At 67.2% G+C, this 22,863-nt stretch carries 19 protein-coding genes; 6 read left to right on the forward strand and 13 right to left on the reverse strand.

Translation table 11 applies throughout. The features are described from left to right. Positions 1–36 precede the first annotated feature (36 nt). On the forward strand, positions 37–942 hold the full coding sequence (locus ISN75_RS21490; RefSeq protein ID WP_343818183.1) for a LysM domain-containing protein: 906 nt from the start codon (positions 37–39) through the stop codon (positions 940–942). Between the two features lie 39 nt (positions 943–981). Here ISN75_RS21490 and ISN75_RS21495 read toward each other — a convergent pair whose 3' ends face one another. The 5 genes from ISN75_RS21495 to ISN75_RS21515 all read right to left on the reverse strand — a co-directional run bounded on the left by ISN75_RS21495 (position 982) and on the right by ISN75_RS21515 (position 6,969). Continuing rightward, the gene (locus ISN75_RS21495; protein WP_168649348.1) at positions 982–2,670 is read right to left on the reverse strand and encodes a protein kinase domain-containing protein; all 1,689 of its coding nucleotides are present in this window, start codon (positions 2,668–2,670) and stop codon (positions 982–984) included. Then, positions 2,667–3,194, reverse strand: a complete 528-nt coding sequence (locus ISN75_RS21500; protein WP_343818187.1) for an FHA domain-containing protein — start codon at positions 3,192–3,194, stop codon at positions 2,667–2,669. The genes ISN75_RS21495 and ISN75_RS21500 overlap by 4 nt, the downstream gene beginning before the upstream one ends. A 614-nt stretch (positions 3,195–3,808) precedes the next feature. Then, positions 3,809–5,191, reverse strand: a complete 1,383-nt coding sequence (locus ISN75_RS21505) for an XVIPCD domain-containing protein (RefSeq protein WP_343818189.1) — start codon at positions 5,189–5,191, stop codon at positions 3,809–3,811. Between the two features lie 36 nt (positions 5,192–5,227). Next, positions 5,228–5,971, reverse strand: coding sequence for a hypothetical protein (locus ISN75_RS21510; protein WP_343818191.1), 744 nt, complete (start codon positions 5,969–5,971; stop codon positions 5,228–5,230). Positions 5,972–6,120: 149 nt separating this feature from the next. Continuing rightward, positions 6,121–6,969 (reverse strand): AraC family transcriptional regulator, encoded by an 849-nt coding sequence (locus tag ISN75_RS21515; RefSeq protein ID WP_343818193.1) that lies wholly within the window; start codon positions 6,967–6,969, stop codon positions 6,121–6,123. A gap of 137 nt (positions 6,970–7,106) precedes the next feature. Here ISN75_RS21515 and ISN75_RS21520 point away from each other — a divergent pair, with 137 nt between their 5' ends. After that, the gene (locus ISN75_RS21520) at positions 7,107–8,075 is read left to right on the forward strand and encodes an alpha/beta fold hydrolase (RefSeq protein WP_343818195.1); all 969 of its coding nucleotides are present in this window, start codon (positions 7,107–7,109) and stop codon (positions 8,073–8,075) included. A 43-nt stretch (positions 8,076–8,118) separates the two neighbouring features. Here the strand turns inward: ISN75_RS21520 and ISN75_RS21525 are convergent, their stop codons facing one another. Continuing rightward, the gene (locus tag ISN75_RS21525) at positions 8,119–9,060 is read right to left on the reverse strand and encodes a hypothetical protein (RefSeq protein ID WP_343818197.1); all 942 of its coding nucleotides are present in this window, start codon (positions 9,058–9,060) and stop codon (positions 8,119–8,121) included. Further along, positions 9,053–9,607, reverse strand: coding sequence for a DUF6932 family protein (locus ISN75_RS21530; protein WP_423385106.1), 555 nt, complete (start codon positions 9,605–9,607; stop codon positions 9,053–9,055). Before ISN75_RS21530 ends, ISN75_RS21525 begins: the two co-directional genes overlap by 8 nt. A gap of 193 nt (positions 9,608–9,800) precedes the next feature. On the opposite strand from ISN75_RS21530, the gene ISN75_RS21535 reads away from it, so the two are divergent. From ISN75_RS21535 to ISN75_RS21545, 3 genes are all read left to right on the forward strand, one after another. Beyond that, complete coding sequence (locus ISN75_RS21535; RefSeq protein ID WP_343818200.1) at positions 9,801–10,160, forward strand: YciI family protein; 360 nt, start codon at positions 9,801–9,803, stop codon at positions 10,158–10,160. A 778-nt stretch (positions 10,161–10,938) separates the two neighbouring features. Continuing rightward, positions 10,939–11,544: a M949_RS01915 family surface polysaccharide biosynthesis protein gene (locus ISN75_RS21540; RefSeq protein ID WP_343818202.1), complete on the forward strand. Its 606-nt coding sequence runs from the start codon at positions 10,939–10,941 to the stop codon at positions 11,542–11,544. Positions 11,545–11,628: 84 nt separating this feature from the next. Further along, complete coding sequence (locus tag ISN75_RS21545) at positions 11,629–11,862, forward strand: hypothetical protein (RefSeq protein ID WP_167253015.1); 234 nt, start codon at positions 11,629–11,631, stop codon at positions 11,860–11,862. A gap of 83 nt (positions 11,863–11,945) precedes the next feature. Here ISN75_RS21545 and ISN75_RS21550 read toward each other — a convergent pair whose 3' ends face one another. From ISN75_RS21550 to xylA, 5 genes are read right to left on the reverse strand one after another with little or no spacing between them, the layout of a single operon-like run. Next, positions 11,946–13,088 (reverse strand): sugar ABC transporter permease, encoded by a 1,143-nt coding sequence (locus ISN75_RS21550; protein ID WP_343818204.1) that lies wholly within the window; start codon positions 13,086–13,088, stop codon positions 11,946–11,948. Positions 13,089–13,108: 20 nt separating this feature from the next. After that, on the reverse strand, positions 13,109–14,656 hold the full coding sequence (locus tag ISN75_RS21555; protein WP_167253013.1) for a D-xylose ABC transporter ATP-binding protein: 1,548 nt from the start codon (positions 14,654–14,656) through the stop codon (positions 13,109–13,111). A gap of 5 nt (positions 14,657–14,661) precedes the next feature. Then, positions 14,662–15,687, reverse strand: a complete 1,026-nt coding sequence (xylF, locus tag ISN75_RS21560) for a D-xylose ABC transporter substrate-binding protein (RefSeq protein WP_167253012.1) — start codon at positions 15,685–15,687, stop codon at positions 14,662–14,664. Between the two features lie 32 nt (positions 15,688–15,719). Further along, positions 15,720–17,192, reverse strand: coding sequence for a xylulokinase (gene xylB / locus ISN75_RS21565; protein ID WP_343818207.1), 1,473 nt, complete (start codon positions 17,190–17,192; stop codon positions 15,720–15,722). Positions 17,193–17,197: 5 nt separating this feature from the next. Continuing rightward, positions 17,198–18,514 (reverse strand): xylose isomerase, encoded by a 1,317-nt coding sequence (gene xylA, locus ISN75_RS21570; protein WP_167253010.1) that lies wholly within the window; start codon positions 18,512–18,514, stop codon positions 17,198–17,200. 209 nt (positions 18,515–18,723) lie between these two features. On the opposite strand from xylA, the gene ISN75_RS21575 reads away from it, so the two are divergent. Continuing rightward, a complete protein-coding gene (locus ISN75_RS21575; RefSeq protein WP_167253009.1) occupies positions 18,724–19,890 on the forward strand; it encodes a XylR family transcriptional regulator in 1,167 nt (388 codons plus the stop codon). An 88-nt stretch (positions 19,891–19,978) separates the two neighbouring features. Here the strand turns inward: ISN75_RS21575 and ISN75_RS21580 are convergent, their stop codons facing one another. Continuing rightward, positions 19,979–22,852 carry a TIM-barrel domain-containing protein gene (locus ISN75_RS21580; RefSeq protein WP_343818210.1) on the reverse strand — a complete coding sequence of 958 codons (2,874 nt, stop codon included), beginning with the start codon at positions 22,850–22,852 and terminating at the stop codon, positions 19,979–19,981. Between the last annotated feature and the right edge of the window lie 11 nt (positions 22,853–22,863).

Here is a 22,863-nt window from a genome sequence, read left to right on the forward strand (position 1 = left end):
CGGACTAGGCGGCGCCGGACGATACAGGGGAAGACGGTGGTGGTTTCGTTGCATTGCAGGCGCCTGGCGCTGGTCGTGTCCGTGCTGGCGCTGGCCGGCTGCGCGCAGGTCAAGGTGGTCCGTTCGGAAGTGGACAAGGCCCTGGGCAACGCGCCCGCGGCGAAAACGGCGCCGGCCGCGAATGCCGATGTGCGCGACGCGGACCTGATGCCGCCGGCCACCGTGGTCAACACCTATCTGCAATACGGCCGCTACGCCGACGGCGAACGCCGCCTGCGCCAGTACCTGGCGCGCTATCCCGGCGACCGCGCCGCGCAGGGCCTGCTGCGCCAGCTCACTGCCGATCCGCGCGAGGCGCTGGGCGCGGCTTCGCGCAACTACGTGGTGCAGCCGGGCGATTCGTACAGCACGCTGGCCTCGCGTTTCCTGGGCGACGCCAGCCGTTTCCTGATCCTGGCCCGCTACAACGGCTCGGACGACCCCTCCGCGCTGCACGTGGGCGACACCGTGCGCCTGCCGACCGCGCCGTCGCGCGCGCCGGCCGCCGACACCCTGGTGGTGCGCGCCACGGCGGACGACCTGCTGGCGGCGCCCACGGCGCCCGCGGGCAATCCCGCGCCGGCTGCCACGCCCGCGGACGCCCAGCGCCTGCAGGCCGAAAGCACCGTGCTGCTGCGCCAGGGCCGCAAGACCGACGCGCTGGCGCGGCTGGACCAGGCGCTGAAGCTCGATCCCCACCTGAAGCCGGCCGGCGACCAGCTGCTGCGCGACCAGCTGCTGTCCACCTACCACGAGCGCGCGGTGCTGCTGTACCGCGACCAGAAGCTGGACCAGGCGATCGCGCTGTGGGACCACGTGCTGGATATCGACCCCAGCTACGAGCGGGCGGTGATCTATCGCGCCCGCGCGGTGGAATTGAAGCAGCGCCTGAAGCAGCTCTGAGGCGGGCCAGCTCGGAGACGGGCCAGCTCTGAGACGGGCTCAGCCCAGCGCCTGGCGGTCCTCGTCGTCGGCCTGCAGCACCAGGGTGGGCTGCGCGGCGGCATCGGCGGCGGCACCCGGGGCGGAGGGCGTCTCGCCCGGCTGGCGTGCCTGCAGCGAGCTGTTCATCAGGTTGAAGGTGGCGAACAGCCGGCCCAGTTCGTCGCGCCGCACCAGGCGGATGCGGTAGCCGTATTCGCCGCGCGCCACGCGCAGCATGGCCTCGCCCAGCATGCCCAGCAGGGCGAGCGGACGGCGGAACAGCGCATAGGCCGCGCCGACCATCGCCGCCAGGGTCACCACCAGCACCGCCGCGATCACCCAGAAAGTGGTGCGCTGCGCGGCCGCCAGCGGCGCGGTGCTCACGCCCAGGCGCAGCATGCCGACGCCCTTGTCCTGGTAGCGGATCGGCACGTCGAACAGCAGCATCGCCGCTTCGCCCGCACTGCCCATGCGGCCCCGGTAGCTGGTGACGCCGTCGTCCAGCACGCGGCGCGACAGGGGGGCGGGCGCCAGCGCGCCGCCGAGTTCCGCCGGCGCCGTGCTGGCCACCACGTTGCCGTCGCGGTTGGCGATGGCCAGGTAATGGATCTGCTGGTTGCGCGCCACGTCCTGCACCAGGGCGCGGGTGGCCGCGTCGTCGTGCAGCAGCAGGTTTTCCGCCGCCTCGCCGGCGACCACGCGGCCGAGCGAGCCGCCGAAATCCGTGGCCAGCCCGTTCACCGCGGTGTTCTGCTTGGCGTAGATGGCGGCCAGGCCGGCCAGCAGCACCACGCACAGGATCGCGGCCAGCGCGCCGATCCAGCGCGTGCGCAGCGAGATGATGCGCGAGGCCAGCGGCGATTCGTGCGCGCGCTCGTACTCCTTGCGCGCCAGGCGCAGGTCGTCGATCACCTCGGCACCGCGCTGGTAGCGCGTGGACGGGGCGGGCGAGAGCAGGGTGTTGACGACGCCGATCAGCATGGCCGGCGTGGCCGGGTCGATCGGATCGATGACCGGGCGCGGCAGGCGCTGGCGTTCGCGCAGCAGGCGCGGCAGGTCGGGCATGTCCGGCCAGGGCAGCTTGCCGGTGATCAGCCAGTACAGCACCACGCCGAGCGAGAACAGGTCGCTGCGCGCATCGGCCGCTTCGCCGCGCAGGCGCTCCGGCGCCATGTAGGCGGGCGTGCCGCCAACGATGCGGCCGTCGCCTGCTCCCTCGGCACGGCGCTCCGCGATGCCGAAGTCGCTGAGCTTGGCGTAGTGCCAGTCGTCGACCAGCATGATGTTTTCGGGCTTCACGTCGTGGTGCAGCACGCCCTGGCCGTGCGCGTAGTCCAGCGCGGCGGCCATCTGCGTGGCCAGCTCGATCACCACCGACAGCGGCGGCAGGCCTTCGCGCGCCACGCGGCTGGCCAGGGACTCGCCGGTGAGCCGCTCCATCGCGATATAGGCGCGGCCGTCCTCGGTGCGCCCAGTGTCGAAGATGGTGACGATATTGGGGTGGACCAGCTGGCCGGCGGCGCGCGCCTCGGCCAGCAGGCGTTCTTCCAGGCCGCGCGCGGCGGCGCGGCGGTGCAGGCATTTGATCGCCACGGGGCGGTCGATGCCGGGGTCGAAGCCGGCATACACCATGGCCATGGCGCCGGCGCCGAGCACGCCGTCGATGCGGTAGCGGCCGATCATCCGCGGTGCGGCGACGGCGTTCATGCGCGGGTGGTCAGCCACCAGGTGAGCGCCGCGGCGCCGGCCAGCGCCACCGCCACGGCGGCGATCAGCCAGCCGGTAACGGCGCGCATGCGCCCGCCCGGTTCGCGGGTGAGGAACACGAACTCCGCCTGGCCGAAGCGCACGCGGTCGCCGTGGCGCAGCGGCGCCTCGTGCACGCGCTGGCCGTTGACGAAGGTGCCGTTGGTGGACAGCGTGTTCATGACCACGTAGTGGCCTTGCTGGTTCATGATCCAGGCGTGGGTGGACGACACGCTGAGGTCGTCGATCACCACGTCGTTATGGCCGCCGCGGCCTACTGTCTGGCGCCCTGCGTGCAGGGCGAAGCGGCGGCCTTCGAAGCCTTCGGAAGCCCCTTCCAGCACCGGCGACTGCGCGCTGGCGCGGCCGTCGGTGTCCGGTTCGGCCTGGGCGGCCAGGCGCTTGAGCTCCTCGGCCGAAAACAGCCGCGTGCCTTGCGGGCCGGCGGAACGGCGGGGCGGAGGAGTGGCTCGATGGGTTTCCATGGCGCGTTTCGCTGCGGATCAGCCCGACACTGTAGCCAACATATGTCGGCCATGGCGACCAAAGCTTGACGGGGCGCACATGGGGACGCTTCGACGGGGATGGTTCTTGGGCTTGTCGCGAGATTCGATGACGCGCTCCACCCAGCCCCTCACCCCGGCCCTCTCCCCGGCGGGGAGAGGGAGATGGAGCGCGAGGCGAAAATCGAACCAAGAGCACGCGGCGCAGCCGCGGCGTTCCGCTTGCGCGCTTCTGCTCTTGATCTACCGGGTCCCCTTGGCGCCGGCGGTGAGGGCTGGACGAAAAGGCCCCCGCAGGGGGGCGGGGACACGATGTCCCCGCCTTTTTGATCAGGGCATGGATGCCCTGTCAAAAAGCCCGGCCAGCCCTCACGGACCCTCAGCAGCTGCGCTGCTGAGGGCGCCAAGCAGGGTGCCCTTTCTTCTTGGTTACTTCTTCTTTGGGCACGCAAAGAAGAAGTAACTCGCCCCGCGGCAGCGGGGCGAAACACTCGCCGTAGGCGAGACACCCACGCGTCAGTGCGACAACCGAACGATACCGCCACCGAATCCCGGCCTACGCCGGGATGCCGACAATGGGGCGCCGCTTTGGAGCCTCAGCGAGATGGCGAGCCAAGCTGCTGAGACTGTTGCTGTTGCTGCTGCTGGTTCCTGGCCTGCTCCTGTCCCGGCGCGCTGTGCAACTGCGCGCTGGAAGCGCTGCTCTGCGCCAGCGGCGTGTTGATCGCCTGGCCCACGTTCACCTCGGCGTGCTGCTTGAACGGCGAGCGCAGGTCGCCCTGCACGGCCCAGGCGCGCGAGCCGTCGTCATTCAGCACCACGTGGTTGATCTGCTTCAGGCCCTGGCGCTGCGCCTCGACGGCCAGCGAGCCGGCGAAGTTCTCGCGCTGCGCGCTGGAGGCGCCGCCGCCCAGCTTCTGCACGCCGTCCAGCGCCTGGTTGTAGAGCGCGTGCTGCGGGTGCCCGGGCTGGTTGAGCAGCGGCTTGGCTGCTTGCTCCTGCGCATGCAGCCTGGTCTGCGTCTGCAGCTGCTTCTGGGTGAGCGGGCCGGCTTCGCCGTCGCGCTGGAGGTGATGGTCGTGCTGGAACGCTTCCAACGCACCCTTGGTGCCGGGGCCGAACTGCCCGTCCACGCGCAGCGGCTTGCCGTCGGCGCCCTTGTAGCCCAGGTCGTGCAATTGCTTCTGCAGCGCGCTGACGTCCTGGCCCTTGTCGCCTTCCTTCAGCACCGCATGGCCGGCCGGGGCCGCGTGCCTGGGCGGCTGCGCCTCGGACTTGGCGGGCGGCACCGGAATGGGAGCGGCCGGCGCACTGGCCGACTTGGCCGGCACGCCCTTTTCCAGCTCCTGCGCGTACTTGGCGTACTTGTCCATCTGCTGGCCCATGCCCTTGTAGGCCTCGGCCACCGTCATGCTGCCGTCGCCGTACAGGCCCGGGTTGCGCTCGATCACCTTGTGCGAGAGTACGTGGTCCACGCGCTGGTTCGGATCGGCCTTCAGCGCCTCCAGGAACTTGGTGCCGCCGCCCTGGCCGAGGTTGTGCAGCGCATAGACGTTGGCGTCCGCATCCGGGCCGCCCAGCTTGGCGCCGAGCTGCATGTTCTGCTTGGTGAATTCCGCCAGCATGCCGGCCTGCAGCTTGGAGTTGTTGCGCATCTCCGGCGAATTGATCTGGTCGGCGGTGAGCTTGTCGGCGTTGGGCACGCCGTACTTCTCGCCGTACTTGTGCACCATGCCGACCCAGGTGTCGTCCAGGAACTGGCCGTAGCCATAGGCCGAGGACATCGCCTTGGTGCCGTCGAACTGCGTCACCGTGTTCAGTTCCGCGTGCTTGGCGCCGGCGATGGGGCGCGCATGCGGGTTGTAGCCGGACTCGAAGCCGGCGATCTTGGCCATCAGGCCCGGCTCGATGCCGGCCTTGGCGGCGGCCTCGGCGAGGTCCTGCTTGTTCGCTTCCCAACGTTCGTCGATCTTGGACATGTTCGTTTCCTCCGTGAACAAGGGCGCCCGGGCGGATTACTTGCCCGCGGGCAGCTGGTACGCGTATTTCTTCGGGTCGAAATTCACCGTGATGTCCTCGACCTTGGCCTTCGCCCGGGTCTTGGTCACGGTCAGCGGGAACAGGCCCGGGCCGGCGCGCTCGGCGACCTTCAGCTCGTAGGTCACGTCCTGCGCGCTGGCCTTGGTCTGCGGGATGCGGCTGACGTCGACGAAGCCGCCCTGGCGCGACATGACGATGCTGTAGTCCGCCACCACCTTGCCCTGGATGGCGCTGCCGCTGACGAACAGCCAGCCGTAGTCGCCCTGGTGGCTCAGCTTGACGAAGCCGGCCTTGTTGCAGCCGCAGTAGCCGTTGCTGCCGAATTCCATGGCGCTGTCCATGGCCACGAAGGTCCACTCGCCCTTGGCGTCGATGCTGACCTGGAACGCGCCCAGCAGGCCGGGATCGGTCTGGCCGTAGCTGTAGCGGTTGTCGTCGTGGATGTCGTACGCATTGGCGGCGTAGACGAACAGCTGCTTGCCCTTGGCCGTGTCCACCAGCTCGGGCTTGCCCGGCTGCATGCAATAGGTGAGGTCGTCGCCCTGCTCGGTGGTGTGGGTAAAGGTCCAGCAGGCGTGCTTGGCGTCGTACTGCTTGCCGTACTGGTCTTCCATGACCGCCTTGACGATGGCGTTGAGGTCCGTCGCGGGGGCGGCACACGCGGTCTGGCCCAGCAGCAGCACGGACAGGGCGAGTCCTGCCCCGGTGATCTTGTACATCTGACGTCTCCTTCGCATCACGGTCGGCTTCCTGCGAAATCACAGTAGCGGCGGGACTTTAGCCGCTTTGTGCGGGAGCCGGGTGTAAATGCGGTTAACGGTAACGCGAGGATGTGAACCGCTTCATGCCACGGGCAAATTCGGATAATTCAACGCTTGCCAGGCACGATCTGCGAAGGGTTCACCCCCAGCACCCGCCGCACGCAGCGCGTCATGTGGCCCGCATGCGCAAAGCCTGCTTCGGCCGCGATCGCCGTGAGGCTCAGCCGGCCCTCCATCAAGCGCAGCCGCGCGCGCTCGACGCGCCGCTCCATCACGAAACGGTGCGCCGGCAACCCGGTGGCCTGGCGGAACAGCGGCTTGAAGTGGGACAGGCTGTAGCCGGCCACGGCGGCTAGTTCGGGCAGGGTGAGGTCTTCGTCGAGGCGGGCCTCGATGTATTCGACGACGCGGCGCAGGCGCCAGGCGGGCAGGGCCCGTGTCTGTGCCGGGGCTTCCCGGCGCGTCTGCAGCACCAGCAGGCGCGCGGCCAGCGCGGAGGCGAGGCTGTCGGCGAACAGCCGGCCGCCCGGATGCGCGTCGCGTTCCTCCGCCTGCATCATCCAGCCGATGCGTTCGACCTGGGGGTCGCGGACGTGGATGGAAGGCGCGAGGGCTGCGTCATAGGCGCCGGTGCCCATCGCCTCGGCCGTTTCCCGCAGCAATTGGGGTGACAAGCGCAGCAGCAGCGAGGTGGCCGGCGCGGCCAGCGTCCAGCGTGTGCTGGAACCGGCGGGGACGACGCAGAACTGGCCGTGCAGGCGGGTGCCTTCGCGTTCCACGCGGCCGGCGCGGTACGACACCGGCACCGGTACGCCCAGGTGCAGGCACAGCACGTGGCGATGATCGACCGGCGAGTCGAAACGGCCCGACGGCACCGGCGAAGTGAGCACATCCAGCAGCGGCAACGGCCCCGCGGCGGCGGCAGGGGCGGGATAGCAGTCGGGGCGGCCGGTCATGCCCTCCATCGTTCGACGATCCGGGCCGACCGGCATGTGCCGGAAATCATCCATCCGTGCCCGGCGCCGGCCGTTCGTGCCGGTGCGGCTCCAGCGCAGGCGCCAGCATGGCGGCCGTCCCCGAACGGAGTCCGACCATGCAGCGCCGCCAGTTCCTGCAGTACAGCCTCGCCACCCTGGCCGCCGGCGCGACGGCCGGGTGGATCGCTCCGGCGCAGGCCCGCGGCCTGCCGGGAGAAAGCCGCACCGATGCCGCGGCCTTCCGCGCCATGCGCCGCTACGCCGAACTGCCGTTCGGCCGGATCGCCTACGCCGACCGCGGCCGCGGCAAGGCCGCCCTGTTCCTGCACGGCGCCCCGCTCAACAGCTATCAGTGGCGCGGCGCGATCGACCGCCTCGCCGCGCACCGCCGCTGCATCGCACCGGATCTGATGGGCCTGGGTTATTCGGAAGTCCACGAAAACCAGGCGCTGGGCGCCGCGGATCAGGTAGCCATGCTCGCCGCGCTGCTGGACAAGCTCTCCATCCGCGGTGTCGACATCGTCGCCAGCGACTGCGGGACCGCCATCGCCCAGCTGTTCCTCGTCCGCTACCCCGAGCACGTGCGCACCCTGCTGCTCACCAACGGCGACGTGGAAATCGACAGCCCGCCGGCGAAGGTGCAACCCGCCATCGACATGGCGCGCAAGGGCACGCTCGCCGACGCCACCGCCGAATGGCTGACGGACCGCGCGCTCGCCCGCTCCACCTTCGGCGCCAGCGTATTCCACGACCCGAGCCGCTTCGCGGACGCAACGATCGACTACTACGTGACGCCGCTGGTAAGCACGCCGCTGCGGCGAAAGCAGTACCACGCGTTTCACCTGGCGCTGGAGCCGAATCCGCTGGCGGGGATCGAGGCGAAGCTCCAGCGCAGCCAGGTGCCGGTGCGGATGGTGTGGGGGGCGAGCGACGATATTTTTGCGATGGGGGATGCGGAGTATCTGGATCGGGTGTTTCCGCGCTCGCGTGGGATACGGCGGGTGGCGGAGGGGAAGTTGTTCTTTCAGGAGGAGTATCCGGAGGTCATTGCGGCAGAAGCCATGCACCTCTGGGGTTTGGCCTGATAGCGCGAACTCCACCCAAGCAACCCGGGAAAGTCAGCAAAGCTCAATCGCTCCTGCTGCGATCATCGATCGCGATCAACGTGTGGTAACGACGAATCAACGAGCCATTTGCAACCGTTCTTACCTGAAACTTGGCTCGTATCGGCGTAAAGAGCAGTTTGTCGAGCTCATGCTCCATGCCGGCCTTTTCGAGCAGGCGCGCAGGCCCCGGGTCCATCCTTCCTGTCAATTTTTCACCCGCCACTGGGGCGAATTCGAATGACTTGCTGGTAAAGCCAACGATCTGACCTTCGATCCACCCCGTCTGCTCCTGGGCTATGCGCGTCAGATCGGCCCGGGATCGCGCCCTGCTTATTTCAGCGCGCGATACCTCCCGGTCTCGACTGCCTTCCACGATCCTGAAGGTCGCCCCGCCTTCATCCAGCACAGAGAAGAACTCTTTAAGACAAGCGACCACGCGATCATCGAGCTGCTCGATCGTATCGGTCCATTCGTCTCCGTCCCCTCCCAGCCTGGAGATGGCGTCCGAGACCTGCTCTATGGCGACCGCCAGCTCAGTCTCAACCATCTGACTTTGCTCCGGCGCTTCCTCAAGCACAAAACCCACAGAACCTCGCGCCACATCGGTAATCATCAGTCGCGCCTCGCCTTGCACCGAAACGGGACCTCGCGAGCCAAGATCGCCGGCTTCCATACGCGCGAACTGACGCGATACGAGCTTCTGGAAGCTGTCCATGGCCTTGCTGGCGAATTCTGCATCTACGCCGCGTGAACCGATGACAGGCCGGCCACCAAAGAAGACTGCAACTTTCGCCAGCTTATCCGTGGTCCCTGCCAGCTCCGCGAGCTCCTGCTCCAAGGCATCGTTCTTCTTCTGGAACTGCAACATTCCAACCGGGTCGCCAGCTTTTTCCGCGCCGGCCAGCATGGAGCGGGCCGCGCCAAGATCGGCGCGCAAGCCTTGAAGCCTCGGCTGCTTAATCATGGCCCGCCTCCGCCGTTTCGACCGACAGATCCTCTCCCAAGTCGATCTGAAGCAGGCCTTTCCACAGGAATGTTTCTCGCTGATGCGAAAAGAGCCCTGACCAATACGCTGTTTGCATCACCAGCCAGTTTGGAGCTACGCCGAGATCCACAAAATACGCATCGCACTTGTAGATGCGCTTGCTTTCCTCCGGATCGAAGAGATCCGTGCGCTCGTTGACCAGAGCGACCCACGCATCGATGTCCATCTCCTTTGGTCGCCAACAGAAAGTGACGACGTCAACGTCCTCCGGTGGCCGCAGACGGGTGAGCTCGGCGGCCTCCACAAAACTTCCATCGATCCATTGGAACCCCGTGACGAGTCCCACGATGCGCAAAGCCGAACGATACCGGAGCAGTCCTTCGAATATCGTCTGCCTCTCATCGCTCGTCACGAACTGACGACTGATGGTGGCGAGATCAGTCACATAAGGCGACCTGCCGTCTGTGCGGTGTGCCTCCCCCACAAAGGGTGGAAGAACGCCGGAATGATTGAAAGATGGGATCACCTGCTTCCCCTTGGCCTGCCTTGGCCCCTCTTGCCGTCACATTGCCCCGGCTCACCGGTGCCCGACAAGGCTTTGCGCTCAGATTCAGAGTCTTACGCATGTCGATTCCTCCGCCCTTCGTTCGTCGCCTGGATGGAACGCACCCTCGACAGGTTGCGCCGCCACTATTCCAACTCACCCAGGAGAGAAATCCATGCGCTTCCTTACCCTCATCCGCATCAACGAAAACTCCGGCCAAGCCCCCGACGAGCGCCTGATGACCGAGATGGGCAAGCTGATCGAGGAAATGAAAGAGGCCGGCGTGCTGATCGACACTGCCGGCCTGGCGCCGACCAGGGAAGGCAAGCGGCTACGCCTGTCGAAGGGCCGCATCAAATCCACAGACGGCCCGTTCACCGAGACCAAGGAAGTGATCGGCGGCTATTTCATGCTCAAGGCCGCAAGCACGGAAGAAGCCGCTGGCTGGATCGAGCGCTTTCTGCAGGCGCACGGCGACCAGTGGGAAGTGGAGTGCGAGGTGCGGCCGCTGGATCCGCATTTCTCCGATCTCTGACCGCAAGGCGGGACACGGGCACCGCGTAGATTCGCTGTGCCCGTCTTTCCCAGCACCACCCGTGGCCAGCTACGCATCCCCGCCCTTTGCCTTGGCGGCGGAGGCCGCTCCTCCGGATGGTAGAAATACATGTCCTTGCCATCGAACAGAAAGCTGATTCCATGGTGGGTGACCTGGTCGGCCAGCTCCAGATCGAAAGTGTTGATCAGCAAGCTCTCCAGGTCCTCCATATCCGGCGTGTTCGATAGCTTGCCAAGGCCTGGACCCAAGTCGATCAGCACCCTTCCTCCATCGTCGAACCGCACGTCCACACGGATCGGACCTGGCCGTTCATCGAACCATATGCGCTGATTGGCCACCTCATGGAGCCGGCGGGATAACCGCACCTCCATCTGCCGCTTCGCTTCCGTAGCCACCAGTTCGATCGGCATGCTCTTTCCTGAGCGCACGCCTGAATGCGGTGCGGACTGTGCGTGTGCCGAGGACGCCGCGATCAGCCAGATCAACATCAGAGCGCAACGGCGCGTGACATGTTCGAGAGCGGACTTGCGCAACCGCTGCATGGGCACTTCTCTGATGTGAGTTGCGGCCCATCGTAGAAATGCATCGTGCTCTCGACCATCAGAGGAATCTGCTTTAACGAAGAATCCGATTATTTACTGCAAGGAAGCGAGTTATCTCCTAAGACTCGTCTAAGGAGACACGTCTGGCAGCGCATCCAAGCTGCCTTTGAAAGACAATGCCAAGCGGGATATTCCACCATTCAAGGATGAAACCCATGAAGCGATTCGCCACACTCCTGCTGTCCGCTTTCATCTTCTCCACGCAGGCCAGCCCCATCGCCCAGCCCATCACCGCTGCACAGCTGCCCACCGGCATCACCTTCAAAGGCAACTTCAAGCAAGCCCTCCGCTGGGCCGACGCCGAGGGCGACAACCTCGTCGTGGTCAGTACGCATAGCGACGACAACAGCGAATACGGCTACAACGACGACCTCTACGCCGTGCGCTACACCCTCGCCGGCGGCAAGGCGCAGTTGCGCTGGAGTCTGCACGACTACGTGCACGACTGCGGCGTCGACCACCAGGCCACTTTTTTCCGCGGCGCGGCGCTGCAGGTCACCGACCTCGATGGCAACGGCACGGCGGAAATGTGGATGGCGTATCGCCTGATGTGCCGCGGCGATATTTCTTCGGACACGATGAAGGTGATCGCCTACCAGGGTGCGCAGAAGTACGCGATGCGCGGCGAAACCAGGGATGCCGGCGGCCAGGGCGGCAGTTACGTTTTTGATACAGCCTTCCTGGAAGCGCCCAGGCCCTTGCGCGAATTCGGACGCAAGTTATGGGCCGCGCACGTGGCGGATGCGCCGGACGGCGAGTAAAGCGTCTCGGCCGTTTGGCTACTACAAAGCCCTGTTCGCGCTTGCTGTAATCGCCGGTCTCCACACCCGGCGGAGGACTGTGCGATGCGCTTGAAAGCACCGATGCGTTGCGTCGAAGGGAATTACCGGCCCTGGCCAGAGGATTTCGATCCGACCAAGATCGAATACGACGCGGCGGTGGCGCACGCGCTGCTCGAAGCGATGGATCGCGGATGGGATTCCGGACTCAGCATCGATGCGCGGATGATCATCGAGGCTTATCGCAAGGCCTTGATCAACCGGGCGAATGACTTGATGTGGAAGTGGGGATATCCATAGCGCGGCCAAGAAAACAAACGGTTGGTTTTCCTCTCGCTTCTGCCTTCCGTGGAAAGGGGGCAGCGCGGAAAACCGGCCGGCCTTCAGTCGCGCTGCGGGCGGGACAGCACGTCCACCCATACGGCGAGCACCAGGATGGCGCCCTTCACGATGTACTGCCAATACGTTTCCGCATCCATCATCGACATGCCGTTGTCGAGGCTGGCCATCACCAGCGCGCCGATCAGCGCGCCATGCACGGTACCGGCGCCGCCGCGCATCGAGGCACCGCCGATAAAACAGGCCGCGATCGCGTCGAGCTCGCCATTGGTGCCCGCCGACGGCGAGCCTGCCGCCAGCCGCGCGGTATTGACGATGCCGGCGAACGCGCACATCACGCCCATGACGCCGAACACCACCAGCTTCACCCGCGCCACGTTCACGCCGGACAGCCGCGTGGCTTCCAGGTTGCCGCCCACCGCATAGATATGCCGGCCCAGCACGGTCTGCGCACCGAGGTAGGAGAACAGCGCCAGCAACGCCACCAGGATCAGCACCGGCAGCGGAATGCCGCCGTAGCTGTTGAGGGTGGCCACGAACACCGCCAGCGCGATGCCGATCGCCAGCACTTTCAGCACGTCCGCCCACCACGGCAGCTGGCGAATCTGCAGCTGCGCGCGGCGGCGCCGGCGCAGCAGCGCAAGCACCGCCGCCACCGCGAAGATCGCCACGCCCAGCACGCTGGACAGCAGCGGCGACACATAGCCCTGGCCGAGATAGACCAGGTCGGCCGGCACCGGCGCGATGGTCGCGCTATGCGTCGTGCCCAGCAGCACGCCGCGGAAGGCCAGCATGCCGCCCAGGCCGACGATGAACGAGGGCACGCGCAGATGCGTCACCCAGAAACCGTTGAACAGGCCGATCAGCAGGCCCAGCAGCAGCACCGCCACGATCGCCGCCGGCGTGGACCAGCCCTGGTTGACCGTCAGCACCGCCACCACGCCGCCGAGCAATCCCAGCAAGGAACCCACTGAAAGGTCGATTTCGCCGGCGATGATCACGAACACCATGCCGCAGGCGAGCATGCCGGTGATCGCCATCTGCCGGAACAGGTTGGACACATTGCGCGCGGTGATGAAGTCGCCGCCGGTGGCCACGTGGAAGAAGATCCAGATCGCCGCCACCGCCAGCAGCAGGGCCATGATCTTGTAGCGCGCGAACAGTTGCTGGATGGACTGGGCTTGCATGCGGATTCCGTGTCTTTGAGTCAGGCCGCGCGCGCGGACGCATCGGGGTCGATCGCCGCGGCCAACACCTGTTCCTGGGTCAGGCCCTGGTTGGGGAAATCGCCGCGCAGGCGGCCTTCGCCCATTACCAGCACGCGGTCGGCCATACCGAGCACTTCCGGCATTTCCGAGGAAACCAGGAGGATGGCCACGCCCTGCGCGGCCAGTTCGAAAATCAGCCGGTAGATCTCGGCCTTGGCGCCCACGTCCACGCCGCGCGTGGGTTCGTCCAGGATCAGCACTTTCGGCCGCGCCAGCAGCATCTTGGCCAGCACGGCCTTCTGCTGGTTGCCGCCGGAAAGCCGTGCGATGGGCAGGGCCGGGCTGGCGGTCTTGACGCGGCGCTGCGCGATCTGCGCTTCGACCGTATGCAGTTCGCGCTGGCGGTCGATATGGCCGGCGTGCGCGTAGTGCTCCAGCGTGGCCAGCGTGATGTTGTCGCCAACGCCCAGCAGCGGCACGATGCCGTGGCGCTTGCGGTCCTCCGGCACCATGCCGAGACCGGCGCGGATGGCATCGGCCGGCGAGCGGATCTTCAGCGGGCGGCCTTCGAGAAACAGCTCGACCGAGCTCTTGCCCGCGTACGCGCCGAAGATGGCGCTCACGAGCTCCGTGCGGCCCGCACCGACCAGGCCGGCGATGCCGAGAATCTCGCCGCGGCGCAGCTGGAACGACACGTCGTCCACGCGCTTGCGCTGCGGATTGACCGGGTCCAGGCAGGTCGCGTGGCGCGCCTCGAAAATTACTTCGCCGATGGCGTGCTCCACGCGCGGATACAGATTCTCCAGCTTGCGGCCCACCATCAGCGCGATCAGCGTGTCGACGCTGAGCTCGTGCATCGGCTGCGTGGCAATGTGGCGGCCGTCGCGGATCACGCAGACGGTGTCGCACACGCGTTCCACCTCGTCGAGCTTGTGCGAAATATAGATGCAGGCCACGCCGCGGCGCTTGAGGTCCTCGACGATGCGCAGCAGCACCTCGGTCTCGCTGGAGGTCAGCGACGAGGTGGGCTCGTCCAGGATCAGCAGCTTGGCCTGCTTGGCCAGCGCCTTGGCGATCTCGAACAGCTGCTGGTGGCCGCCGCCGTAGTGCATGGCCGGCAGCGCCACGTTGACGTCGTGCAGGCCCAGCTCCCGCAAAAGCGCATCGGCCCTGGCATACATGGCGTCGTAGTCCATGCGGCCGCCGGGGCGGGTGAGCTCGTGGCCGAGGAAGATGTTCTCGGCCACCGACAGCTGCGGCACCAGCATCAGCTCCTGGTGGATGATCACGATGCCGGCGCGCTCGCTGTCGCGCACCGAACGCGCGCGCAGCGGCTGGCCCTGCCACCGGATCTCGCCGTCCCAGCTGCCGTGCGGATAGACGCCGGACAGCACCTTCATCAGGGTGGACTTGCCGGCGCCGTTCTCGCCGCACAGCCCCAGGCATTCGCCCGCGCGCAAGGCCAGATCGATGCCGTCCAGTGCCTTGACCCCGCCGAAGGACTTGGCGATGCCGCGCATCTCGAACAGGCAGGACTCCGCGGCCATCGCGCTTACTTCGCGCCGTAGATCTGGTCGTGGGTGTAGAAGCCGTCCTTGATCACGGTGTCGTCCACCTTGTCGCGGGTCAGCAGGATCGGCTGCAGCAGCACGGCATCCACGTCCTTCTTGCCGTTGTTGATTTTGCTGGTGTACGCGGGCTGCTCGCCCTTGGCCAGCTTCATCGCCAGCTCCGCCGCGGTGCCGGCGATGCTCTTCAACGGCTTGTAGACGGTCATCGTCTGGGTGCCGTCGATCACGCGGCGCACGGCGGCGAGGTCCGCATCCTGGCCGGACACGGCGACCTTGCCGGCCAGCTGCTGCGCGGCCAGCGCCTGGATCGCGCCGCCGGCGATGGAATCGGCGGAGGCGACGATGCCCTGGATGTCGTTGTGGTTGGCGGTAAGCGCGTCTTCGATGATGCGCAACGCCTTGGACGCATCCCACTCCGGCGTCCACTGCTGGCCGACGACCTTGACATCGCCGCGGTCGATGGCCGGCTGCAGCACCTTCAGCTGGCCCTCGCGCAGGATCTTGGAGTTGTTGTCGGTCGGCGAGCCACCGAGCAGGAAGTAGTTGCCCTTAGGGCTGGCGTCGAGCACGCCCTGCGCCTGCAGTTCGCCGACTTTCTCGTTGTCGAAGGAGACGTAGGCGTCGACGTCGGCGCCGAGGATCAGGCGGTCGTAAGCGATCACCTTGATGCCGTTGCGCTTGGCGTCGGCGATCACGTTGTCCAGCACCTTGGAGTTCATCGGCACGATCACCAGCACGTCCACGCCGCGCGAGATCAGGTTCTCCAGCTGCTGCACCTGGCGCTGCTCGTTGCCGTCGGCGGACTGCACGTAGACCTTGGCGCCGAGCTTCTCGGCCGCGGCCACGAAGTAGTCGCGGTCGCGCGTCCAGCGCTCCAGGCGCAGGTCGTCGATGGAAAAGCCGATCTTCGGCTGGTCCGAAGCCTTGCCGCTGCAGGCGGTGAGCACGGCGGCGGCCAGGGCGACCGAGACCAGGGCCAGCATGGCCCGCACGAACAGACGCTTCATGGAATTCTCCCTCGAATGGATAGCCGGGCCGCTCACGTTGCCGCCGCCGCGCGCAGCTGCGCGTAGGTGCGGCGGAACAGCGGCTGCCGGCGTTCGCGATAGTAGGCATGTCGGCCGGCGTCGGGCAGGTGCACCGCGACGAGCGGTGGCATGGCGCACACTTCCTCGATGCGCGCGCCCGGTTCGGCGGCCAGATGCGCCAGGCGCGCCGCACCTAGCGCGGCGCCGACGTCGCCGCCGGCGCGCAGTTCCAGCGGACGGCCGGCGATGTCGGCCAGCATCTGCAGCCAGTAGGCGCTGCGCGTGCCGCCGCCGATCACCGCCACGCGGTCGGCGCGCAGGCCGGCGGCGTCGACCGCTTCGATACCGTCGAGCAGCCCCAGGCCCACGCCTTCGAGCGTGGCATTGGCCAGGTCCGCGCGCGTGGTGTCGGTGCGCAGGCCGGTGAACGAGCCGGTGGCATGCACGTCGTTGTGCGGCGTGCGCTCGCCGCTGAGATACGGCAGGAACACGGGGCCGTCGTCGCGCCACGGCGTGGCCTGCGCTTCGGCCAGCATCGCGCCGACCTCGGCGTGGCCGGTGAGGCGCGCGGTGTAGTCCAGGCAGCTGGCGGCGTTGAGCATCACCGACATCAGGTGCCAGGTGTACGGCAGGGCGTGGCAGAAGCTGTGCACGGCCTGCTCGGGCCGCGCCAGGAAGCCGTCGGACACGGCGAAGTACACGCCGGATGTGCCCAGCGACAGCATCGCCTGGCCATGCCGCACGATCCCCGCGCCCACCGCGCCAGCCGCGTTGTCGCCGCCGCCGGCCGCCACCGGCACGCGCTCCATGCCCCAGCGCCGGGCCAGTTCCAGGCGCAGGCGGCCGGCCGGTTCGCTGCCTTCGTGCACGCGCGGCATGTGCTCGCGGGTGAGGCCGCAGGCGGCCAGCATCGGCGCGCTCCACTGGCGCCTGCCCACGTCCAGCCACAAGGTGCCGGCGGCGTCGGAGGCATCGGTGGCGTATTCGCCGGTGAGGCACAGCCGCAGGTAGTCCTTCGGCAACAGCACCTTCGCCACCGCGTCGAACGCGGCCGGCTCGTGCTCGCGCAGCCAGGCCAGCTTGGGCGCGGTGAAGCCGGGCATGGCCAGGTTGCCGGTGATGGCGTGGAAGTCCGGCAGCGTTTCCATCCAGCGGCATTGCGCATCGCTGCGGCCGTCGTTCCACAGGATGGCGGGGCGCAGCACGCGGTCGCTGCGGTCCAGCAGGGTGGCGCCGTGCATCTGGCCGCTGAGGCCGATGGCGGCGACGCGGCTGGCGGGGATCCCGTCGCGCGCGGCGGCCTGCAGCAGTTCGTCGATGGCGGCCACGGAAGCGCGCCACCAGTCCGCCGGGTCCTGCTCGGACCAGCGCGGCTGCGGATGCGCGACGGTGAGCGGCTGCGAGGCCGTGGCGCGCACCGCGCCGGCCGCGTCGACCAGCACGGCCTTGACCGCGGAGGTACCCAGGTCCAGCCCGAGGAACATCGGGTTCAACCGTAGATGTAGCGGTTGACCAGGTTCTCCAGCCATTCCTGCTGGCCGGAGACGTGGGCGGGACGGAAATCGTGCTTCGCCGCTTCGTCCGCCAGGCCCTGCAAGGTGTAGCCGCCGTCCAGGATCCGCCGGCCCAGCTCACCGTCCCAGCCGGCGTAGCGCTGCGCCTTGAAGGCGGCCAGGCGGTCGTCCTCGATCATCTTCGCCGCGCGCTCCAGCGCCAGGGCCAGCGCGTCGATCGCGCCGACATGGCCGTGGAACAGGTCGGCCGCGTCCACGCTCTGGCGGCGCACCTTGGTATCGAAATTGAAGCCACCGGTGCTGAAGCCGCCGGCGCGCAGGATCTCGTACATCACCAGGGTCAGTTCTTCCACGCTGTTGGGGAACTGGTCGGTGTCCCAGCCGTTCTGCGCGTCGCCGCGGTTGGCGTCGATGCTGCCGAACACGCCGAGCGAAATCGCCGTGGCCACTTCGTGGTGGAAGGAATGCCCGGCCAGCGTGGCGTGGTTGGCTTCCAGGTTGACCTTGACCTCCTGCTCCAGCCCGAACTCCTTGAGGAAGCCGTAGACGGTGGCGGTGTCGTAGTCGTACTGGTGCTTGGTCGGTTCCTGCGGCTTGGGTTCGATCAGGATGGTGCCCTGGAAGCCGAGCTTGTGCTTGTGCTCCACCACCATCTGGAAGAAACGCCCCAGCTGCGCGCGCTCGCGGCGCAGGTCGGTGTTGAGCAGGGTGTCGTAGCCTTCGCGGCCGCCCCACAGCACGTAGTTGGCGCCGCCCAGGCGATGCGTCGCGCCCATCGCGTGGAACACCTGGCTGGCGGCGTAGGCGAACACTTCCGGCTGCGGGCTGCTGGCCGCGCCCGCGGCATAGCGCGGATGGCTGAACAGGTTGGCGGTGCCCCACAGCAGCTTCACGCCGGTCTGCGCCTGCTTGGCTTCCAGCACGTCGACCATGCTGGCGAAATTGCGCGCGTACTCGGCCAGGCTGGCGCCTTCCGGCGCCACGTCGGTGTCGTGGAAGGTATAGAACGGCGCGCCCAGGCGCTGGAAGAAATCGAAGGCCGCGTCCGCCTTGGCATGCGCCTGCGCCATCAGGTCGCCGGCCTGCTGCCACGGCCGCTGGAAGGTGCCGGCGCCGAACATGTCCATGCCCGGCCACACGAAGCTGTGCCAGTAGCACACGGCCAGGCGCAGGTGCTCGTCCATGCGCTTGCCCAGGATGATGCGCGACGGATCGTAATGGCGGAACGCGAGCGGATCGTCCGTCTTAGCGCCGGCGTAACGAATCGGCGCCACGTGCTCGAAGTAACTCATCGAAAACCTCCCATGCGAGCCGCCCGGGGGATTCAGGGTCGGCTGCGGATGCTCCGGATGCTGCAATCGGCGTCAGCCAGGCGCAATTGCGAAATCCATCACCCTGGCATTCATTTTCCCTGTCGCGTTGCGACATGCGGGCGCAGGAGCGAACTGGTAGCGTCCCGGATCCACGGCAGGTGCCGTCGGTTACTGTCACTGGTACGCCCATGTCGCCCCATCGCATCGCCCTGCTGTTCAATGCCAACAAGGTCTACGACCGGCAGGTGATCGCCGGCATCGGCCAATACCTGAAATCCACCCGCGTGGTGTGGGATCTGTTCCTGGAAGAGGATTTCCGCTGCCGCACGCTGGGCATCCAGCACTGGCGCGGCGACGGCATCATCGCCGACTTCGACGACCCCACGGTGGAAGAAGCGCTGGCGCACCTGAGCATTCCGGTGGTGGCCATCGGCGGCTCCTATGCCGACGACAGCCGCTATCCGGCCAATATTCCCTACGTGGCCACCGACAACGCCAAGCTGGTGCGCGTGGCCTACGACCATCTGATCGAGCAGGGCCTGCAGCGCTTCGCCTTCTACGGCCTGCCGCCGTCGCCCGGCAACCGCTGGGCGCAGGAGCGCGAGGACGCCTTCCTGCGCATGATCGCCGCCGACGGCCTGGAGGGCAGCGTCTACCGCGGTTCGCCCACCAGCGCGGGCGGCTGGGGCCGTTCGCAGGAAGACATGGTGGCCTGGGTGCGTTCGCTGCCCAAGCCGATCGGCGTGGTGGCGGTGACCGACGCCCGCGCCCGCCAGCTGCTGCAGGCCTGCGTGGTGGCGGATGTGCCGATTCCGGAACAGATCGCCGTGGTGGGCATCGACAACGACCCGATGGCGCAGCTGCTCAGCCGCATTCCGCTGACCTCGGTGATCCAGGGCGCGGAAGAAATGGGCCGCATGGCGGCGCAGGTGCTGCACCAGATGCTGCACGGCGGCGACTGCTCCAGCACGCGCGTGCTGGTGCCGCCGGTGGGCCTGAGCGTGCAGGCCAGCAGCCAGCACGAGCCTTTGCGCAGTCCGTATGTGATGCGGGCGAAGCATTACATCCGGCAGTACGCCTGCCTCGGCATCAAGACCGAGCAGGTGGCGGATTACGTCGGGATTTCGCGCACCTTGCTGGAAGAGCATTTCAAGCGCGAGCTGAAGCAGACGGTGCACCAGGCGATCCTGGAGCACAAGCTGGAGATGGCGCGGTCGATGCTGGTGGACAACTCGATTCCGCTGGCGGACGTGGCCGTACGCTGCGGGTTTACCTCGCTGCAGTACATGTATGCGGTGTTTCGGCGAGAGTTTAATTGCACGCCGAGGCAGTTTTTGGGGGCTGCGCGGGCATAGCGGCTCACCCCAACCTACGCGTCTTTCGCGACCCTCCGCCCGGCCCTCACCCCAACCCTCTCCCCGGAGGGGAGAGGGGCAGGTGGCGTTATAGCTTCAAGGTCTGCGCGGATCCGTCGTAATCGACTTTGACGTCACCCGACGCATCGACCCCATCCGCATTCGCCTTATCCCCACGAATCACCCGAACCACGAACTGCCGTTTCGCCGGCGCCCCGCTGCCGTCCCCCTCGCGCTTGCCGATCGTCAGCGTCTTCGCCTTGTCGTCATAGCTGAGCGGAATACGCGAGTAGCGCCCCTGCTCGTAGCCGTACGTGGTCCCCTCGTCCTCGTACAGCGAGAACCGGCCATCCGCACCGGCATAGACCAGCAGGGTCACCGGCGCATCCGGCTGCTCGCCCGTGTACTGGATCTCCGGCCCCGTCGGCACGATCGCCCCGGCGCGCACGAACAGCGGCATCCGCGCCAGCGGCGCGTCGGCCTGCAGGGTTGCGCCGCCCTCGTGGTACTTGCCGGTATGGAACTCGTACCAGCCCGTGCCGGCAGGCAGATAGACCTCGCGCGAGGTGGCTTTGTACTCGGTCACCGGCGCCACCAGGAAGGCGGGACCGAACAGGTACTCGTCGTCGATGCCGCGCACCTTCGCATCGCCCGGGAAATCCATCACCAGCCCGCGCATGATGGTGCCGTCCTTCCAATACGTATCGCCGGCCAAGGTGTAGACATACGGCATCAGGCGATAACGCAGGCGGTCGTAATAGGCCAAGGCCTCGTACATCGGCGAACCGGGCGAAGCGAGGTTATAGATCTCGCGGTACGGAAACTGCCCATGCGAGCGGAACAGCGGGCTGAACGCGCCGAACTGGAACCAGCGCAGGTTGAGCTCGCGCCATTCGTCCAGATCCGCCGCGCCGGGCTTCTCGTAACGCGGCTCCAGCGCGAAGCCGCCGATATCGGTCGTCCAGTTCGGGATGCCGGCCAGCGAAAAATTGACGCCCGCGGAAATCTGATCGTGCAGATTGCTCCAGCGCGAGGCCACGTCGCCGCTCCACGTCGCTGCCGCATTGCGCTGCTGGCCGGCGAAGGAGGAGCGGGTGAGGATGAAGGCGCGGCGATCGCCATGGTCGCGCCGCCAGCCGTCGTACACGCCGGTGGAATGCAGCAGCGGATACGAGTTGAAGAACGCCGCGCCCGGACCCAGCGCCGTCGGCCCCATGCGCAGCTTGCGCTCGGCGATATCCAGATTGGAATGCGTATCCGGCTCCGATGCATCCAGCCACCACGCATCGATGCCGATCGCGCCGAGCTTCTGCTGGATTTGCCGCCAGTAGATGCGCCGCGCCTCTTCGGCGTACGGATCGTAGAAGGCATTGAGATAGCCCTTGCCGATCCAGTCGACCTCGCCCTTTTCCACGTTGCGGCGGTAGATAAAGCCCTTGGCGTCGAGTTCCTGGTAGTTCTTCGTCGCCGGATAGAACTTCGGCCACACCGAAATCATCAGCTGCACATGCATGGCATGCAGCTGGTCGACCAGGCCCTTCGCATCCGGGAAGCGCGCGGTGTCGAAATCGTGCGAACCCCAGGCGTCCTCCGGCCAGTAGCTCCAGTCTTCCACCACATTGTCCAGCGGCAGGCCCAGTTCGCGGTAGCGCTTGGCGGTATCGAGGATCTCCGCTTGCGTCTTGTAGCGCTCGCGGCTCTGCCAGAAACCGTAGGCCCAGCGCGGCAGCATGGTGGCCTTGCCGGTGATCTGGCGGTAGCCGGCGATCACCTGGTCGAGGTTGTCGCCCGCCACGAAGTAATAGTCCACCGCATGGCCGGCTTCGGAGAACAGCGACAGCTCGTTCTGCTCGTCGCCGGGCAGCGGATCGAGATGCAGCAGGGTGAGATAGCCCTCGTTCGGCAACCATTCGATGCGCAGCTGGTGCCGGCTGCCCGCGTCCATCGGCAGGCGCAGGTTGTGGTACCAGGGGTTCCAGTTCTGCCGCCAGTCGTCATAGACCAGCTTGCCGTCCAGCCAGACCTTGGCGTAGCTGCTGGCATACAGCCGCAGCTTGTGCACGCCGGAAACGGAAGGCTCGATGCTGCCTTCCCACACCACCTTGCCGGTGGTCCTGGCCGGCGATCCGGAGGGCCACCGGGCGAGATCCTTGATGTACTGGTAATCCGGCTGCTGCTCGACACGCTTGAGCTTCAGCGTGCCGCCCGCGTCGTAGTAGCTGGCGGTGAGGCCGCCGGCTTTGCCTTCGGCGTCGTAGAGCTTCAGCGACCGGCTGAGCGGCTGGTATTCGCGCGCATCGCCGAAGCGGGTGATCGAGTTGTTGTCCCACAGCAGGCCGTAGTTGCGCGAGGACACCACGAACGGAATGCCCACGTCCATATTGTGCTGCGCCAGCTCCACGTCCTCGCCCTTGTAGTTCATCTGGCGGTTCTGGTGCTGGCCCAGGCCGTAGAAGGCCTCGTCGGCGGGCGAATCGAAGCGCTGGCGCACGGCGTAGTACGGCTTGCCTTCGATCGTTTCCGGCTGGAACGAGCGTCCGTCGGCCCGTTCCGCCAGCAGTGGCTTGCCGCTGGCATCCAGGAAGCGGACGGCGCCATCGTGCAATGACACCTGGGCCGAAAGGCGCGCGGTCTTCAGCGTCACCGCATCGGCGCTTTCGTCCACGGTGAAATGCGTATCCCCGCCGGTCTTCACCGCCATCAGGCTGGCCGGCAGATCGAACTTGCCGTCGGGCACGGCGGTGACGTGCACGATGCGCTCGTCCACCGCCTGCAGGCGCACCTGCTGTGCGGAATGGTCCAGATGGACGATCACGCCGTCGGCGAGTTTCTCGGCGTGGCCGGCCTGGACCGGCGCGGCGTGCGCCGCGGCGTTCTGCCCCGGCGCCTTGCCGCAACCGGCGACCACGGCCAGCGCCAGCGCGCACAACGGCAGCCACGGGCGGCTGGCGATCGGGGACATGCGCATCTCGT

Origin of the sequence: Dyella marensis (genome assembly GCF_049532885.1) — a bacterium.
In the GTDB taxonomy this organism is placed as follows: Bacteria; Pseudomonadota; Gammaproteobacteria; order Xanthomonadales; family Rhodanobacteraceae; genus Dyella_D; species Dyella_D marensis.

Bases quoted from the DNA above. Each gene is read 5' to 3' on its own strand.
- ISN75_RS21495 (WP_168649348.1), bottom strand. From the start codon at position 2,670: ATGAACGCCGTCGCCGCACCGCGGATGATCGGCCGCTACCGCATCGAC.
- ISN75_RS21500 (WP_343818187.1), bottom strand. From the start codon at position 3,194: ATGGAAACCCATCGAGCCACTCCTCCGCCCCGCCGTTCCGCCGGCCCG.
- ISN75_RS21505 (WP_343818189.1), bottom strand. From the start codon at position 5,191: ATGTCCAAGATCGACGAACGTTGGGAAGCGAACAAGCAGGACCTCGCC.
- ISN75_RS21510 (WP_343818191.1), bottom strand. From the start codon at position 5,971: ATGTACAAGATCACCGGGGCAGGACTCGCCCTGTCCGTGCTGCTGCTG.
- ISN75_RS21515 (WP_343818193.1), bottom strand. From the start codon at position 6,969: ATGACCGGCCGCCCCGACTGCTATCCCGCCCCTGCCGCCGCCGCGGGG.
- ISN75_RS21520 (WP_343818195.1), top strand. From the start codon at position 7,107: ATGCAGCGCCGCCAGTTCCTGCAGTACAGCCTCGCCACCCTGGCCGCC.
- ISN75_RS21525 (WP_343818197.1), bottom strand. From the start codon at position 9,060: ATGATTAAGCAGCCGAGGCTTCAAGGCTTGCGCGCCGATCTTGGCGCG.
- ISN75_RS21535 (WP_343818200.1), top strand. From the start codon at position 9,801: ATGCGCTTCCTTACCCTCATCCGCATCAACGAAAACTCCGGCCAAGCC.
- ISN75_RS21540 (WP_343818202.1), top strand. From the start codon at position 10,939: ATGAAGCGATTCGCCACACTCCTGCTGTCCGCTTTCATCTTCTCCACG.
- ISN75_RS21545 (WP_167253015.1), top strand. From the start codon at position 11,629: ATGCGCTTGAAAGCACCGATGCGTTGCGTCGAAGGGAATTACCGGCCC.
- ISN75_RS21550 (WP_343818204.1), bottom strand. From the start codon at position 13,088: ATGCAAGCCCAGTCCATCCAGCAACTGTTCGCGCGCTACAAGATCATG.
- ISN75_RS21555 (WP_167253013.1), bottom strand. From the start codon at position 14,656: ATGGCCGCGGAGTCCTGCCTGTTCGAGATGCGCGGCATCGCCAAGTCC.
- xylF (WP_167253012.1), bottom strand. From the start codon at position 15,687: ATGAAGCGTCTGTTCGTGCGGGCCATGCTGGCCCTGGTCTCGGTCGCC.
- xylB (WP_343818207.1), bottom strand. From the start codon at position 17,192: ATGTTCCTCGGGCTGGACCTGGGTACCTCCGCGGTCAAGGCCGTGCTG.
- xylA (WP_167253010.1), bottom strand. From the start codon at position 18,514: ATGAGTTACTTCGAGCACGTGGCGCCGATTCGTTACGCCGGCGCTAAG.
- ISN75_RS21575 (WP_167253009.1), top strand. From the start codon at position 18,724: ATGTCGCCCCATCGCATCGCCCTGCTGTTCAATGCCAACAAGGTCTAC.
- ISN75_RS21580 (WP_343818210.1), bottom strand. From the start codon at position 22,852: ATGTCCCCGATCGCCAGCCGCCCGTGGCTGCCGTTGTGCGCGCTGGCG.